This is a genomic window from Achromobacter sp. D7-1 (assembly GCF_059760445.1).
Genome location: NZ_JCBAMT010000030.1, coordinates 14,599 through 28,291, shown reverse-complemented (window position 1 = coordinate 28,291; position 13,693 = coordinate 14,599). Strand labels below are relative to the sequence as shown.

Genomic DNA, 13,693 nt, shown 5'->3' with positions numbered 1-13,693 from the left:
GAGTGATCGTGGCCTTTTCTTGCGTTCTGCGCGGAATCAGTCGTCCGACTGCTTCTTCGGCACCGGGAACGGATTCTCGCGGAATTGCAGCGTGAAGCCGGCCCGCTCATCCTGGCCCAGCGTGCGCGCCAGATAAGGCATGGCCTGCTTCAGGGCGTCATGCAGGGTCCAGGGCGGGTTGATCAGGAACATGCCGCTGCCGTGCAGGCCGTAGCCATCGATGGTGGCCTTCTTGACGGTCAGGGTGGCGTGCAGCCAGCTCTTGACCTTCAGGTTTTCCAGGTGGCGCGCCATTTCGCTGGCCTCGCGGCGCTGCACCAGCGGGTACCAAACGGCATAGGTGCCGGTGGCGAAGCGCTTGATGCATTCCTTGATGGTGACGAACGTGCGGCGGTAGTCGTTCTTGTCTTCGTACGACGGGTCGATCAGCACCATGCCGCGGCGCGTGGGCGGCGGCAGCAGGGCCTTGACGCCTTCGAACCCGTCGTCGCCGTAGATGGTGGTCTGGCGCTGCGCGGCGCGGCCCTGGTGCTCCAGGTTGGCGACCAGCGTGTCGATTTCGGTCGGGTGCATCTCGAAGAGGCGCAGCCGGTCCGACGGGCGCAGCGCGTCCAGCGCCAGCCACGGCGAGCCAGGATAGCGCCGCAGGCGGCCGTTGGTGTTGTAGGCGCGGATCCGGGCGACATAGTCGGCCAGAATAGGTGGCAGGTCTTCGGCTTCCCACAGGCGGCCGATGCCGTCGGCGAACTCCGAAGTCTTGGCCGCCCAGTCGCTGTCCAGGCTGTACAGCCCGGCGCCGGCGTGGGTGTCCACGACCCAGTAGGGCGCGTCCTTTTTATTGAAGTAATCCAGCGTGTGGATCAGGATGGCGTGCTTGAGCACGTCGGCGTGGTTGCCGGCGTGGAAGGCGTGGCGGTAACTGAACACGGGCGTTCTGCCTCAGGCGGCGGGCCGGATCGCGGCCAGCTCGTCGGTGAAAATGCCGTCTATGCCCCAGTCGAGCAGCAGGCGCGCGCGCTCGGGGTCGTTGACGGTCCAGGCCGCGATGCGGTAGCCGGCAGCGTGCACGGCGTCGATCAGCTCGCGGGTAGCGTCTTTCTGGTTGATGTTCAGGGCCACGCAGTCGTACTTGACCAGGCGCTCGCGCCAGTCGGCGGGGACCTTTTCCACCAGCAAGGCGCGCGGCAGTTCGGGGGCGGCTTCCCTTGCGGCCTGCAGCGCTTCTTCGGCGAACGAGGACAACAGCGGCGGTTCAGCAGCGCCTTGCCACAGCTGGCGTGCGGCCAGCGCCACGGCGCGGCCGGTTTCGGCTTCGCGGCCCGGGCAGGGCTTGATCTCGACGTTGCTGGCGATGCCGTTGGCCACCGTATAGCGGGCGACGGCGGCGAAGGTCGGCAGCGGCTCGCCGGCGTAGGCGGCCGAATGCCAGCTGCCGAAGTCCAGCTGGGCCAACTCCGCATAGGTCTTGGCGGCGGCCGGACCCTGGCCGTTGGAGGTCCGGTCCACGTTGTCGTCGTGCATCAGCACCAGCACGTTGTCGCTGCTCAGCTTGACGTCGTATTCGAACATCTTGAAGCCGTGCTCGGCGCCCACGCGCATGGCGGCCAGGGTGTTCTCCGGGGCCAGACGGCCGCCGCCGCGGTGCGCGATGTAACGGGAGTAGGGCCAGGAGGGGAGTTTTGCGCTCATTTAGGTGTTGCTTCGGGTTCTTTTGTACAGGGTTGCAAGGATACTCCTTCTGCACGCCGGATCCCGGCCTGCCGCGGCGCGCGCGGACGCCGCGGCCTGCCCATGGGCCTACTTCATGGGCGCCTTGTCCTGCGACACGTCCATGATCATCCGCGCCGCCAGGTACAGGCGCGGCACGATGCTGTTGATCTGGATGTACTCGGCGTCATTGGAGTGCGCGCCGAAACCGCTCAGGCCCATGCCTTCGATCACCGGGCCGCGCGCCTTCAGGGCGGCGAAGGCCGCATCGGTGCCACCGCCGCTGGCGCGATCCACGACTTTCATCGGCAGGTCCAGTTCCTTGTAGATTTGCACGCCGTGCTGGGCCAGGGCGCGCGAGGCTGGGGTGGCTTCCAGCGGTGGGCGGCGCACCTCGAATTTCACGCTGACCTTGGATTCGGGCAGCAGTTTCTTCTGTACGCGCTCTTCCAGCGTGCGCGACAGCGCGTCGAAGTCAGAGACGCGCAATGCGCGGGCGTCGGCCTGGGCGGTGGCCTGGCCCGGGATGACGTTGCGGTTGGTGCCCGCCTGGGCCACGGTCCAGTTCAGCTTCAGTCCTTCCTCGGGCTTGGACAGCTTGTCCAGTTGCAGCAGCTGGTGCGCCAGTTCATAGAGCGCATTGACGCCGCCTTCCGGGCGCGCGCCGGCATGCGAGGTCTTGCCCTGCACGGTCAGGTAGGCCGCGCCGATGCCGCTGGTGGCTAGCGTCAGGCGCGCCTCGGCGCCGCCGCCCTCAAATGAGAACACGGCGTCCTGGTCGGCGCCCAGGCGGGTGATGGTGCTGCGCGCGCCGGGCGAGCTGATTTCCTCGTCGCCGTTGATCAGCACGGTAATGGTGCCGTAGTCATCGAAACCCAGCTTCTGCAGCAGGGTCAGGGTATGGATGATGGCGGCGACACCATGTTTGTCGTCGGCAATGCCCAGGCCGTAGGCCTTGTCGCCGTCGACGCGGAAGGGCTGGTCCTTGAGCATGCCGTTGCGGTAGACGGTGTCCATGTGGGCGATCAGCATGATTTTCTTCTGGCCTTTGCCCTTGAACTCGGCATGGACCATGGGGCCGACCTTCTCCGGCGTGTCGTCCAGGCGGAAGACGTCGGTGGGCTGGATGATCTCCACCGTGCCGCCCAGCGCCTTGAGGCGGTCCCGGACCAGTATGGCAATGCGTTCCACGCCTTCGACGTCCTTGCTGCCCGACTCTATCCCGACCAGGTCGCGCATGGTGTCCAGCATGGCTTGCTGCTGGGCTTGCGCGGCCTGGTGGACGGCGGCGACGGGCGCGGCCAGCGCGGCGGGGGCGCCGCTTACGAAGGCCAGGGCGATGCAGGTGCGCAGGAGTGGCAGGCGGGGAGATGGGAACGGCATCAGTGTGTACCTCTGAGCGTGCGTGGAGGGGGCCGCGTCCTCGGAGGCGCGGCGTCGGGGTAATGGGGACTTACCCTGACAGGCCACGATACGGGGGCCGCAAGGGCCTGGAAATGGTGGTTCCCCGGGTTGACTCGGTCCCCGGTTCTGTGCAGCCGGAGCCAGGGCGCAGCCCCGGACGCCATTCGGAAGAATCCAGGCCTGCGCGGCGAATGAGAAATGCTAAAATCCGCCCGCTGATCCGGTATTGACCGGTATGGGAATAGGGCGAATCGACTTCGCCTTTTTTTATGCGTTTTCTTGCGGCTTCGGGCACCTGCCTGGAGTGCGGCAACAGGGATTCCATGTTCGAATTTATTCGCAGCCATCGGCGCTGGATGCAGTTCATCCTGCTGCTTCTGATTGTGCCGTCCTTCTTCCTGGTCGGTATTCAAGGCTATGACAGCTTCATGCGCGCCGAGCCTGAACTGGCCACGGTCAATGGTCAGCCCGTTACGCGGGCCGAATTCGACCAGGCGCACCGCAACCAGCTGGAGCAGTTCCGCCAGCGCCTCGGCGCCCAGTTCGACCCGGCCGTGATCGACACGCCGGCGTTGCGCGAAGGCCTGCTCAACCAGCTGATCAATCAGCGCCTGCTGGCCAACGTCGCCGTCGACAACCGTTTCTCGGTGTCCGACGAAACGCTGCGCAACACCATCGCCGCGATTCCGGAAGTCCAGGACAATGGCCGTTTCTCGCCCGAGCGCTACCGCCAGGTGCTGGCCGCGCAAGGCATGTCGCCGACCTCGTTCGAAGCCGGCCTGCGCCGCGACCTGGCGGTCGCGCGCGTGCTGGAGCCCGTCGGCCAGTCGGCCCGCGCGCCTGGCGAGGTCGTGGCTGCGCTGGAAACGGCATTGACGCAGCAGCGCACGGTGCAGTTGCGCCGCTTCGCCGCCGCCGATTTCCGCTCGCAGGTCAGCGCCACCCCGGCCGACATCCAGGCCTGGTACGACGCCAACAAGCAGCAGCTGCAGATTCCCGAACAGGTCCAGGTCCAGTACTTGGTGCTGGACGAGGCTGCCGCCACGCAAGGCGTGCAGGTCAAGGACGAGGACCTGGCCTCCTACTACGAGCAGAACAAGAACCGCTTCGGCCAGCCCGAACGCCGCCGCGCCAGCCACATCATGATCAACCTGGCCCCTGGCGCCTCGGAAGACGCCCGCAAGGCCGCCCGCGCCAAGGCCGAGGATCTGGCCAAGCAGGCCGCCGCCGATCCGGCGCAGTTCGCCGAACTGGCGCGCAAGAACTCGCAGGACGCGGGTTCGGCAGCCAATGGCGGCGATCTGGGCTGGCTGGCTCCGGGCATGCTGACCGGCCCGCTGGAAAAGGCCATTTTCGGCCAGGCCAAGGACCAGGTGTCCGGCGTGATCGAAACCCCGTCCGGCCTGCACGTCGTCAAGGTCACCGAGATCCAGCCCGCCGCCATCAAGCCGCTGGCCGAGGTCAAGGACCAGATCACCGCTGAAGTCCGCAAGCAGCTCGCCGCCGTGCGCTTCTCGGAAATGGCCAGCCAGCTGAACAAGCAGGTCTACGACCAGCGCGACAGCCTGCAGCCCGCCGCCGACACCGTCGGCCTGAAGCTGCGCACCGCGTCCGGCGTGACCCGCGAAGGCCTGCTGCCTGCCGACAAGGCCGGTCCGGGTTCGGCTGCTGCCAGCCCCGACGCCGCGCTGCTGGACAACCCGCGCGTGCGCCAGGTGCTGTTCTCGCCCGACGTGCTGCGTGAAAAGCAGAACTCCGGCGTGATCGAGCTGTCGCCCGATACCATGCTGGCCCTGCGCGTTGCCGCGGTCGAGCCGGCCCACGTGCCGCCGCTGGACAAGGTGTCGGAGATCATCCGCGCCAAGCTGCTCGACGAGCGTTCGGCCGAAGCCGCCAAGAAGGCCGGCGAGGCCGCGCTGGCCGCCGACCAGGCCAACCCCGCCGCCGTGCCGGAAGGCTTTGGCGCCCCGGTAATCGTGTCGCGCCAGGATCCCAAGGATCTGCCGCGCCCGGTGCTGGACGCCGTCATGCGTCTGCCCGCCACCACGCTGCCGGCCTACGCCGGCGTGCAATCGGGTGCGGACTACACGCTGGCGCGCCTGGAGAAGGTCGAGGCCGGCACGGTCGATCCGGCCGACAAGGAGCGCCTGGCGCAGCAGTTGTCGGGCGCCTGGGGCCAGGCCGAAAACGAAGCCTTGGTGCGCATGCTGCGCGAAGAGTACAAGGTGCAGGTGCTGCCCGCCGCCGCCGCGGTCATCCGCGGCGAGCAGCCGGCAGCCGGCTGATCAGCGCGGAATCAGTTCAACAGTGGCCGCAGCGTCGGCCACACGTTGTCCAGCAAAAGAGGCTGGGCATCCTCGTTCGGATGGATGCCGTCGGCCTGGAACATCGCCCGGTTCGTTGCGATACCTTCCATCAGGAAGGGCACGAGCCGGGCGTTTTCGTCTTTGGCGACCGTGGGGAACACCTGGGCGAATCGCTGGGTGTAGTCCCGGCCGTAATTAGGCGGGATCTGCATGCCGACGATCAGGACTTCGGCGTCGGCCTTGCGGGCGGTCTGGGCCATGGTGCGCAGGTTCTGCTCGGTCATGTTCAGCGGCAGGCCGCGCAAGGCGTCGTTCGAGCCTAGCTCCAGCACCACCACGGCCGGCGCATGCTGGCGCAGCAGGGCCGGCAGGCGGGCCACGCCGCCGCTGGTCGTATCGCCGCTGATGCTGGCGTTGACGACCTGGTACTTGGGGTATTGTTCCGCTACGCGGGCGGAGAGCAGCGGCACCCAGCCGGTGCCGCGCTTGATGCCGTATTCGGCGGACAGGCTGTCGCCCAGGACCAATACGGTTCGTGGCGCGGAACCCTGGGCGGCCGAGGCGGTCTGAGCGTGGGCGGGCGCCATGATGGCGGTCGCCACGGCGGTCATGAGTAGCAGACGGGAAAATAGGCGCATGGATAACAAGAATTCGATCGAGGTGAAAGGGCTGGGCAAGCAGGTGGCCGATGCCGGCGGCACGCTCTCCATCCTGGAAAGTATTGATTTTACGGTCGAGGCGGGTAGCGCCGTGGCCATCACCGGCAGTTCGGGTTCGGGCAAGTCGACTCTACTGGGACTGCTGGCGGGCCTGGATGTTCCCAGCGTGGGCAGCGTGCGCCTGGCGGGACAGGATTTGTTCTCGCTGGACGAGGACGGCCGCGCGCGCTTGCGCGCCAATCATGTGGGATTCGTGTTCCAGTCGTTCCAACTGCTGCCCAACCTGACGGCGCTGGAAAACGTGATGCTGCCGCTGGAGCTGGCGGGGCAGCCGGCGCGTGACGCGGCGCAAGCCATGCTGGAACGGGTGGGGCTGGGCAAGCGCCTGCATCATTATCCGCGTACGCTGTCGGGCGGCGAACAGCAGCGCGTTTCGCTGGCGCGCGCCTTCGTGGTGCAGCCGGATTTGCTGTTCGCCGATGAACCCACTGGCAGCCTGGACGCCGCCACGGGCGTGACGGTCATCGACCTGATGTTCGATCTGCACCGGGAGCACGGCACCACGCTGGTGCTGGTGACCCATGATCCGCAGCTGGCGGCCCGTTGCGGGCGCCAGTTGGTGCTGGCTGCGGGGCGCATGGTCAACGGCGACTGACGCCGCCGCCCACCGCCGGGTCGCCCCTAGGTGGGCCAGCGCCCTTGGGGACAGTTAGTCCCGGAGGGGCGCGGCGTGGGGGGGCTTCTTATTTCGCCTTGGCCACGGCCTGATTCCAGGCCGACACTACAGCCTCATACTCCTTTGCCGCCGCATCCTGGCTGACCGGGAAGATCTTGATGGTCTTCAGTTCAGGCAAGGTGGTCAGGCTGGCCACGGCCACGTCCGTACGGGTCGGGCGGCGGAAGTTCTTCACCAGCTGGGCTTCCTGCGATTCCTTGCTCAAGAGGCCGTCGTACAGCGCCTTCGCGGCGTCCATGTTCTTCGCGCCCTTGATGATGAACATGCCTTCAGGCGCCAGGTAGCTGCCCTCGGTCGGGTAGACCAGCTTGATCTCCTTCTGGCCGCCGGCCACGTATTCCTGCGCGGCGTATTCCAGCGTCATGCCGACGGCGTACTCGCCCGCGGCCACGCCCTTGTAGGTGGTGCCCGACGACGCCGTGACCACCGCGTTGGCGGCGATCTTGTCCAGGCCTTCCTGGCCGAACTGCTTGAAGAGGCCGTACACCAGCATGTAGGCCGTGCCGCTCTTGGACGGATCGGTGATGGCGAACTTGTTCTTCCACTGCGGCTGCATCAGGTCGGACCAGGTGGCCGGGGCCGGCAGGCCCTTGAGCTGGCGTTCGTTGACCATCATCACCATGACGTGCACGTTGGTGCCGACCCACAGGTCGTCCGGACCGCGGAACTCGGTGGGGATCTTGTCCAGGTCGGCCGGGCGGTAGGGCTGCAGGTGCTGGCGGTAGGCGCCCAGCGTGCCGAAGCCGCCGCTCCAGAACAGGTCGCCACGCGGGTTCTGCGCTTCCGCCTCGATGCGTTTCATCATCGTGCCGGTGCCGCCGGTGACGGGCTGCACGTTCAATTTCGGCGACTTCTGCTTCACCGCGTCCAGGGCGGTTTCGATCGTCTCCGTGTTGTTGGACGAATAGAGCACGACGTTCTGGGCCTGCGCGGCGCCGGTGGCCAGGGCGGCGGCGAGGACGCTGTACTGAAGTAGGTGCTTGAGTTGCATGGTTAGCCTCTGTGCGAGTGGGTTATTTACCGGAGAACAGCTTGATGCGGAACGCCTTGACCGACACGATGATGGGCAGCACGATGACCGTGACCAGCGCCGCGCCGTAGGCCGACGCCATGCCCAGCCTGCCGCCGTCGACCTGGCGGAAGATGGCGATGGGCATGGTCTCCAGGCCGCCGCTGTAGGCGACGATGGAGGCCGACAGCTCGGAGATGGTGGTGAGCCACATCAGGATGGCTGCCGAGATGATGGATGCTTTCATCGCGGGCAGGACTACCTTGAAAAACGTCATGAGCGGAGACACGCCCAGGCTGATCGAGGCCTCCTCGATCGATTCGGGAATGTTGAACAGCACCGACGAAGCGTTGCGCACCGCGAAGGGCAGGCGCCGCACCGTGTAGCACAGCACCATGATTCCCGAAGTGCCCGCCAACACCAGCCAGCCGGTGTTGAAGGTCTGCACCAGCGCGATGCCCAGCACCGTGCCGGAAATGGTCAGCGGCAGCACCACGATGTAGTCCAGCACCTGGGTGGATGCGCTGCGTTTCTTGATCGTCAGGTAGCTCACCAGCACCGCGAAGGCCACGCCCAACACCGTGGCCAGGGACGCGAACTTGAGCGAGTTCAGGATGGGCTCCGGCGCGCCATGCAGCGCGCGCTGCATGCTGGCCAAGGACCACTGGCCCCATTGCATCACCGGCCCGCTGGTCTTGGTGAAGGCGGCTATGAACACCACGATGAGCGGCAGCAGCGAAATGAAGATGATCAGCCCGACGCCGCTGGTGTAGAGCAGGGCGGTCCACGACCGCACGCGGGTGGCGGCCGGCGCGCGCCCCTGCGTCATGGTGTAGACCTTGCGTTCGACCACGCGTTTCTGGAAGAACAGCACGATGGCGACGATGGCGATGGACACCACCGACATGGCGCTCTGCAGTGTCGGGCTGCCGCCCATTTCGCTGACGAAGGTGTTGTACGTCATGACCGAGAGCAGCGGCACGCGGCTGCCCAGCAGCATGGCCAGGGCGAAATTGCCCACCACCAGCGTGAACACCACCAGCGCGTTGACCAGCACCGCCGGCAGCAGTACCGGCACCAGCACGCGCAGCTTGGTCAGCAGCGGCGGCGTGCCCAGGCTCAGGCCGGCTTCCTCCAACTGGCCGTCGAAGCCGCGCAACGCGGCCAGCACGCCCAGGTAGATGTAGGTGTAGTAGACCAGCGTCATGGAGAACACCATGCCGGTCCAGCCGTAGAACGAAGGCAGCGAGATGCCGGCGTCGCCCAACAGATTGGTCAGGATGCCGTTGTTGCCCAGGATCAGCAGCCAGGACTGGCCGACGATGATCTCAGGGATCACGATTGTCAGCACCGGCAGGATCGCCACCAGATTCTTCAGCGGAAAGTCGAAGCGCGCCACCATGTAGGCGAAAGGCACGCCCACCAGCACCGTGCAGGTCGTGACCGCCAGGCCCAGGATCAGCGTATTGCCGAAGGCCTCCACATACTGCGAATCGGCCAGCAGGGCCTTGAAGCCCTCCAGCGTGAAGCCGCCGTCCTGCCCGGTGACGCTGTTGCTGAACAGCACGCCCAGCGGATAGAGCACGAAGAACAGCAGCAAGGCCAGGCTGATCGCGGTCAGGATACCCCAGGGCCACCATTTGATTTTCATGGTCGGCGCGTCCTCAGGCGTTGACGACGCGGCTGTCGGCGGGGATCAGCACCTGCACGGCTTCGCCGGGCTGGAACTGCGCCACCATGTTGCCGGCATGCAGTTCGACGCGGATCTCGGAGCCATTGTCCAGCGCGATGCGATAGGCCGTCTTGAAACCCAGGTACTGGCGCCGCAACACCTTGCCGGGCAAGGTATTGGGCACGTAAGGGGCGGGCGCCATCAGGGCCAGTTCCTCCGGGCGGGCGATCAGCACGCCCTTGCCGTCCAGCTGGTCGCTGCCTTGCACGCCGTCAAAGCCCAGGCCGCAGATCTCGTAGCGCACATGGCCGGCGGGAGCGCCTGCCTGGCCGTTGCGGGCCGGCACCGGGATCACGTTGGCCGAGCCGATGAAGTCCGCCACATAGGCGTTGACGGGCGTGCCGTAGAGTTCTTCCGGCGTGCCCAGCTGGGCGATGTCGCCGCGATCCATGATGGCGATGCGGTCGGACATCGCCAGGGCTTCTTCCTGGTCATGCGTCACGAACACCGTGGTAATGCCGGCCTCGCGCACCAGGTCCAGGATCACGTCGCGCATCTGCAGACGCATCTTGGCGTCCAGGTTGGAAAGGGGCTCGTCCATCAGCAGCACGCGCGGGCGGATCACCAGCGCGCGCGCCAGGGCCACGCGTTGGCGCTGCCCGCCGCTCATCTGCGCGGGATAGCGTTCCGCCAGGGCCAGCAGCCCGACTTTGTCCAGCGCCTCGTTGACGCGCCGCGTGATTTCGGCGCGCGCCACGCCGCGGGCGCGCAGGCCGTAGGCGACGTTGTCGAAGGCGGTCTTGTCGGGGAACAGCGCATAGTCCTGGAACACCATGCCGATGTCGCGGCGGTGCGCGGATACATGGGTCACGTCGTCCTGGTCGAACAGCAGGCGTCCGCCGTCGGGCGCATAGAAGCCGGCAATGCAGCGCAGCAGCGTGGTCTTGCCGCAGCCGCTGGGTCCCAGCAGCGTGTAGAACGCGCCGTCGGGGATGTGCAGCGACAGATTGCGCAGCACTTGCTGCCCGCCGAAAGTCTTGACGATGCCGTCTACGGTGATTGATGCCATGTTTCGCTTCCTGCTTGAGGTTGTCGGCATCATAGGAACGCGCTGTGCGCCCGACCAGCGGTGTTTTTTAAGGGTAGTCGTTAGTTTTTCTAAGAGGTCGGCGCGCGGGCTATCACCTAGAATGCGGCTGGATGGCAGAGGCGCGCGCAAGCCGCGCCCATAGAAAAATAGACGACAAGGGAAAACGTGGGAAAGAGCAGCACAGCGCGGCGCCGGGCCGGCGCGCGGGCGGGCCGCAACTGAGATGGCGGGGCAGAGCCTGCCGCCGCTCAAGGCCTTGCGCGTGTTCGAAGCCGCGGCGCGTCTGCGCAGCTTCACCGCGGCCGCGGACGAACTGAGCATCACGCACAGCGCGGTCAGCCAGCAGATCCGCATACTCGAAGAGTACGTGGGGCAACCCCTGTTCGCGCGCGAGGCGCGCGGCGTGGCGCTGCTGCCTTGCGCCCAGGCCTATTTTCCCGAGATCCAGGCCAGCCTGGAACGCATCGCGGCCGCGACCGCCAAGCTGAAATCGCCCGCCTATGGCGGCGTGTTGCGCGTCTGCGCCACGCCGTCCCTGACCATGAAATGGCTGATCCCGCGCCTCTCGGCGTTCCAGGCGCGGCATCCGGGGGTGGACGTGCAGCTCACCACGCAGGGGCGCTCCTTCCTGGACCGTGGCGGCGATACAGGCAGCGACGTGCTGATCCGCCATGGCTACATGGCGCACTCGGACCTGGCCTGTGTGCACTGCCTGGACGACTTTCACGTGCCAGTGGCGTCGCCGCGCTTCATCGAGCGCAACCGCCTGGCCGCGCCTGCGGATTGCCTGGGGCATCCGCTGCTGAAGATCGCGGGCGGCATGGACCACTGGCCGCGCTGGTTCGCGCTGGCCAAGGTGGACGTGCCCGCGCAGTTGCCCGGGCCGGTGTTCGACCACCAGTTTCTGTGCATGCAGGCTGCCATGAACGACCTCGGCATCGCGCTGGCGCCCTGGTGCCTGCTGGAAGACGATATCCGCGCTGACCGGCTGCGCCCGCTGTTCGACGGCCCGCAACTGCCCAACGCCGGCATCCACGCCCTGTACCGGCAGGACGGTCCCGCCGCTGCATCCGCGCAATTGTTCATCGAGTGGCTGCGCGAGCAAGGCCGCGACCCCTCCCATTCCGCATAGACAAGGACGACTCATGCATTCCGCCTCGACGATACCCGGCCTGCACTGGCGCGGCATTGCGCCTCCGCTTGCGCTGACAGACTACAAGCTCATCGCCTTCGACATGGACTCCACGCTGATCTCGATCGAGACGCTGGACGAGATGGCGGACCTGATGGGCAAGAAGGCCGAGGTGGCGGCGCTGACCGAAGCCGCGATGCGCGGCGAGATCAAGGACTACAAGCAGAGCCTGCGCGAGCGCGTGGCGCTGCTGGCGGGTATGCCGGAAGCGACGCTGGACGAGGTCTACGAGCAGCGCGTGCGCATCAATCCTGGTGCCGAGACGCTGATCGCGGCCTGCAAGGCCGCGGGCCTGACCTGCCTGCTGGTGACCGGCGGCTTTACCTGCTTCACCGACCGCCTGCGGGTGCGCCTGGGCCTGGATGACGTGCGCGCCAATGTGCTGGAAATCGTAGACGGCCGCTTGACGGGCCGGCTGCTGCCGCAAGTTTGGGGAGATATCTGCGACGGCGAGGAAAAGCGCCGCAAGCTGCTCGAGGTGTGCGCGTCCCTGGGCGTGGGGCCGGAGCGCGCCATCGCGGTGGGCGACGGCGCCAACGATCTGCCGATGATGCGCGCCGCCGGTTTGTCGGTGGGCTACCGCGCCAAGCCGGCCGTGCGCGAGGAGGTCAAGGTGGCGATCGACGAAGGCGGCCTGGACCGCCTGCTGGAGCTGATGGCGCGTTAGCGGCGAGGCTTACGCCAGGCCGCGGATTTCCACGGCCGGATCGGTGTCGGCTGCATAGTCGACGCCGTCGATCTCGAAGCCGAACAGGCGCAGGAAGTCCTGCTTGTAGCCCGCGAAATCCGTCAGCTGGTAGATGTTGTCGTTGGTGACCTGGCTCCACAGTGCCTGCACGCGGGCTTGTATTTCGGGATCCAGTTCCTTGTAGTCGGCGCGCAGGCGGCCGTCCTGGTCCAGGATGGGCGCCTGGCCGCAGAGGCTGTCGCGGTACAGGCCATAGACCTGTTCGATGCAGCCTTCATGCGTGCCGGCTTCCTTCATGGTCTTGAACAGCAGCGACAGGTACAGCGGCATCATGGGGATCGCCGAGCTGGCCTGCGTCACCACCGCCTTGAGCACCGACACGCGGGCGTCGCCGCCGCGCGCGGCCAGCTTGGCGCGGATTTCCAGCACCTTCTGGTCCAGGTCCTTCTTGGCGGCGCCGATGGAGCCGTTCCAGTAGATGTCGTGGGTGATCTTCTCGCCCAGGTAGGTGAAGGCCGTGGTGGTGGCGCCTTCGGCCAGCACGCCCGCTTCTAGCAGGGCATCGATCCACATCTGCCAGTCTTCGCCGCCCATGACGGCCACGGTGGCGTCGATCTCGGCCTGGGTGGCCGGTTCCAGCACGGATTCCTTGACCACTTCGCGGTCGGTGTCCAGGCCGCGCAGGTTGACCGCCTGGCCGATGGGCTTGAGCGTGGAATTGAAGACTTCCCCGGTTTTCGGGTGCGTGCGACGCGGCGCGGCCAGGCTGTAGATCACCTGGTCGACCTGGCCGAGGTCCTGCTTGATGAGGTCTATGGTCTTGCGCTTGATCTCGTCGGAGAAGGCGTCGCCATTGACGCTCTTGGCGTAGAGCCCGGCGGCGTGGGCCTGCTCGTGGAACTCCGCCGTGTTGTACCAGCCCGGCGTGCCGGCCTTGGCGGCGTCGCCGGGCCGTTCGAAGAACACGCCCAGCGTCTGCGCGCCGCAGCCGAAGGCCGCGCTGATCCGCGCCGCCAGGCCATAGCCGGTGGATGCGCCCAGCACCAGCACGCGTTTCGGCCCGCCAGCTATCGGCCCCTGGGCCTGGACGTAGTCGATCTGATTGCGGACGTTGGCGGCGCAGCCGGCCGGATGGGTGGTGACGCAGATGAAGCCGCGCACACGGGGCTTGATGATCATGGGAGCCTCGATTCGGGGATTGCCTGGATCGCCCATGCGCGAAAGCGCAAA

Annotated in this window: 12 protein-coding genes; 4 read left to right on the top strand and 8 right to left on the bottom strand. The window is 66.7% G+C overall.

Features of this window, described 5'->3' with window-relative positions; all coding sequences use genetic code 11:
• Nucleotides 1-36 precede the first annotated feature (36 nt).
• The 3 genes from AC6LKD_RS15005 to AC6LKD_RS14995 form a co-directional block, all read right to left on the bottom strand.
• Nucleotides 37-927 (bottom strand): 23S rRNA (adenine(2030)-N(6))-methyltransferase RlmJ, encoded by an 891-nt coding sequence (locus AC6LKD_RS15005; RefSeq protein ID WP_013394037.1) that lies wholly within the window; start codon nt 925-927, stop codon nt 37-39.
• A 12-nt stretch (nt 928-939) separates the two neighbouring features.
• Entirely contained in the window at nt 940-1,689 is a 750-nt protein-coding gene (ugpQ, locus tag AC6LKD_RS15000; protein ID WP_492275254.1) for a glycerophosphodiester phosphodiesterase, read from the bottom strand.
• A 108-nt stretch (nt 1,690-1,797) separates the two neighbouring features.
• Nucleotides 1,798-3,090, bottom strand: coding sequence for a M20/M25/M40 family metallo-hydrolase (locus AC6LKD_RS14995; protein WP_498116654.1), 1,293 nt, complete (start codon nt 3,088-3,090; stop codon nt 1,798-1,800).
• 344 nt (nt 3,091-3,434) lie between these two features.
• Here AC6LKD_RS14995 and AC6LKD_RS14990 point away from each other — a divergent pair, with 344 nt between their 5' ends.
• Nucleotides 3,435-5,396 carry a SurA N-terminal domain-containing protein gene (locus AC6LKD_RS14990; protein ID WP_492275252.1) on the top strand — a complete coding sequence of 654 codons (1,962 nt, stop codon included), beginning with the start codon at nt 3,435-3,437 and terminating at the stop codon, nt 5,394-5,396.
• A gap of 11 nt (nt 5,397-5,407) precedes the next feature.
• Here the strand turns inward: AC6LKD_RS14990 and AC6LKD_RS14985 are convergent, their stop codons facing one another.
• Nucleotides 5,408-6,055, bottom strand: a complete 648-nt coding sequence (locus AC6LKD_RS14985) for an arylesterase (RefSeq protein ID WP_207465161.1) — start codon at nt 6,053-6,055, stop codon at nt 5,408-5,410.
• Between AC6LKD_RS14985 and AC6LKD_RS14980 the strand changes: the two genes are divergently transcribed.
• Nucleotides 6,054-6,731 carry an ABC transporter ATP-binding protein gene (locus AC6LKD_RS14980; RefSeq protein ID WP_013394032.1) on the top strand — a complete coding sequence of 226 codons (678 nt, stop codon included), beginning with the start codon at nt 6,054-6,056 and terminating at the stop codon, nt 6,729-6,731. The two genes, AC6LKD_RS14985 and AC6LKD_RS14980, sit on opposite strands and share 2 nt — an antisense overlap.
• A gap of 88 nt (nt 6,732-6,819) precedes the next feature.
• Here the strand turns inward: AC6LKD_RS14980 and AC6LKD_RS14975 are convergent, their stop codons facing one another.
• Genes AC6LKD_RS14975 through AC6LKD_RS14965 form a run of 3 tightly spaced genes read right to left on the bottom strand, consistent with a single transcriptional unit; the run spans nt 6,820 to nt 10,562 of the window.
• Nucleotides 6,820-7,803 carry an ABC transporter substrate-binding protein gene (locus AC6LKD_RS14975; RefSeq protein ID WP_013394031.1) on the bottom strand — a complete coding sequence of 328 codons (984 nt, stop codon included), beginning with the start codon at nt 7,801-7,803 and terminating at the stop codon, nt 6,820-6,822.
• 22 nt (nt 7,804-7,825) lie between these two features.
• The gene (locus AC6LKD_RS14970) at nt 7,826-9,472 is read right to left on the bottom strand and encodes an ABC transporter permease (RefSeq protein WP_013394030.1); all 1,647 of its coding nucleotides are present in this window, start codon (nt 9,470-9,472) and stop codon (nt 7,826-7,828) included.
• A 13-nt stretch (nt 9,473-9,485) separates the two neighbouring features.
• On the bottom strand, nt 9,486-10,562 hold the full coding sequence (locus AC6LKD_RS14965; protein ID WP_013394029.1) for an ABC transporter ATP-binding protein: 1,077 nt from the start codon (nt 10,560-10,562) through the stop codon (nt 9,486-9,488).
• 244 nt (nt 10,563-10,806) lie between these two features.
• On the opposite strand from AC6LKD_RS14965, the gene AC6LKD_RS14960 reads away from it, so the two are divergent.
• Both AC6LKD_RS14960 and serB read left to right on the top strand, forming a co-directional pair.
• Nucleotides 10,807-11,715: a LysR substrate-binding domain-containing protein gene (locus tag AC6LKD_RS14960; protein ID WP_013394028.1), complete on the top strand. Its 909-nt coding sequence runs from the start codon at nt 10,807-10,809 to the stop codon at nt 11,713-11,715.
• Nucleotides 11,716-11,728: 13 nt separating this feature from the next.
• Nucleotides 11,729-12,442, top strand: a complete 714-nt coding sequence (gene serB, locus AC6LKD_RS14955; RefSeq protein ID WP_498116653.1) for a phosphoserine phosphatase SerB — start codon at nt 11,729-11,731, stop codon at nt 12,440-12,442.
• Between the two features lie 9 nt (nt 12,443-12,451).
• On the opposite strand, the gene fabV is transcribed toward serB, so the two are convergent.
• Nucleotides 12,452-13,642, bottom strand: coding sequence for an enoyl-ACP reductase FabV (gene fabV, locus AC6LKD_RS14950; RefSeq protein ID WP_498116652.1), 1,191 nt, complete (start codon nt 13,640-13,642; stop codon nt 12,452-12,454).
• Nucleotides 13,643-13,693: the final 51 nt, after the last annotated feature.

Bases quoted from the DNA above. Each gene is read 5' to 3' on its own strand.
- ugpQ (WP_492275254.1), bottom strand. From the start codon at position 1,689: ATGAGCGCAAAACTCCCCTCCTGGCCCTACTCCCGTTACATCGCGCAC.
- AC6LKD_RS14995 (WP_498116654.1), bottom strand. From the start codon at position 3,090: ATGCCGTTCCCATCTCCCCGCCTGCCACTCCTGCGCACCTGCATCGCC.
- AC6LKD_RS14990 (WP_492275252.1), top strand. From the start codon at position 3,435: ATGTTCGAATTTATTCGCAGCCATCGGCGCTGGATGCAGTTCATCCTG.
- AC6LKD_RS14980 (WP_013394032.1), top strand. From the start codon at position 6,054: ATGGATAACAAGAATTCGATCGAGGTGAAAGGGCTGGGCAAGCAGGTG.
- AC6LKD_RS14985 (WP_207465161.1), bottom strand. From the start codon at position 6,055: ATGCGCCTATTTTCCCGTCTGCTACTCATGACCGCCGTGGCGACCGCC.
- AC6LKD_RS14975 (WP_013394031.1), bottom strand. From the start codon at position 7,803: ATGCAACTCAAGCACCTACTTCAGTACAGCGTCCTCGCCGCCGCCCTG.
- AC6LKD_RS14970 (WP_013394030.1), bottom strand. From the start codon at position 9,472: ATGAAAATCAAATGGTGGCCCTGGGGTATCCTGACCGCGATCAGCCTG.
- AC6LKD_RS14965 (WP_013394029.1), bottom strand. From the start codon at position 10,562: ATGGCATCAATCACCGTAGACGGCATCGTCAAGACTTTCGGCGGGCAG.
- AC6LKD_RS14960 (WP_013394028.1), top strand. From the start codon at position 10,807: ATGGCGGGGCAGAGCCTGCCGCCGCTCAAGGCCTTGCGCGTGTTCGAA.
- serB (WP_498116653.1), top strand. From the start codon at position 11,729: ATGCATTCCGCCTCGACGATACCCGGCCTGCACTGGCGCGGCATTGCG.
- fabV (WP_498116652.1), bottom strand. From the start codon at position 13,642: ATGATCATCAAGCCCCGTGTGCGCGGCTTCATCTGCGTCACCACCCAT.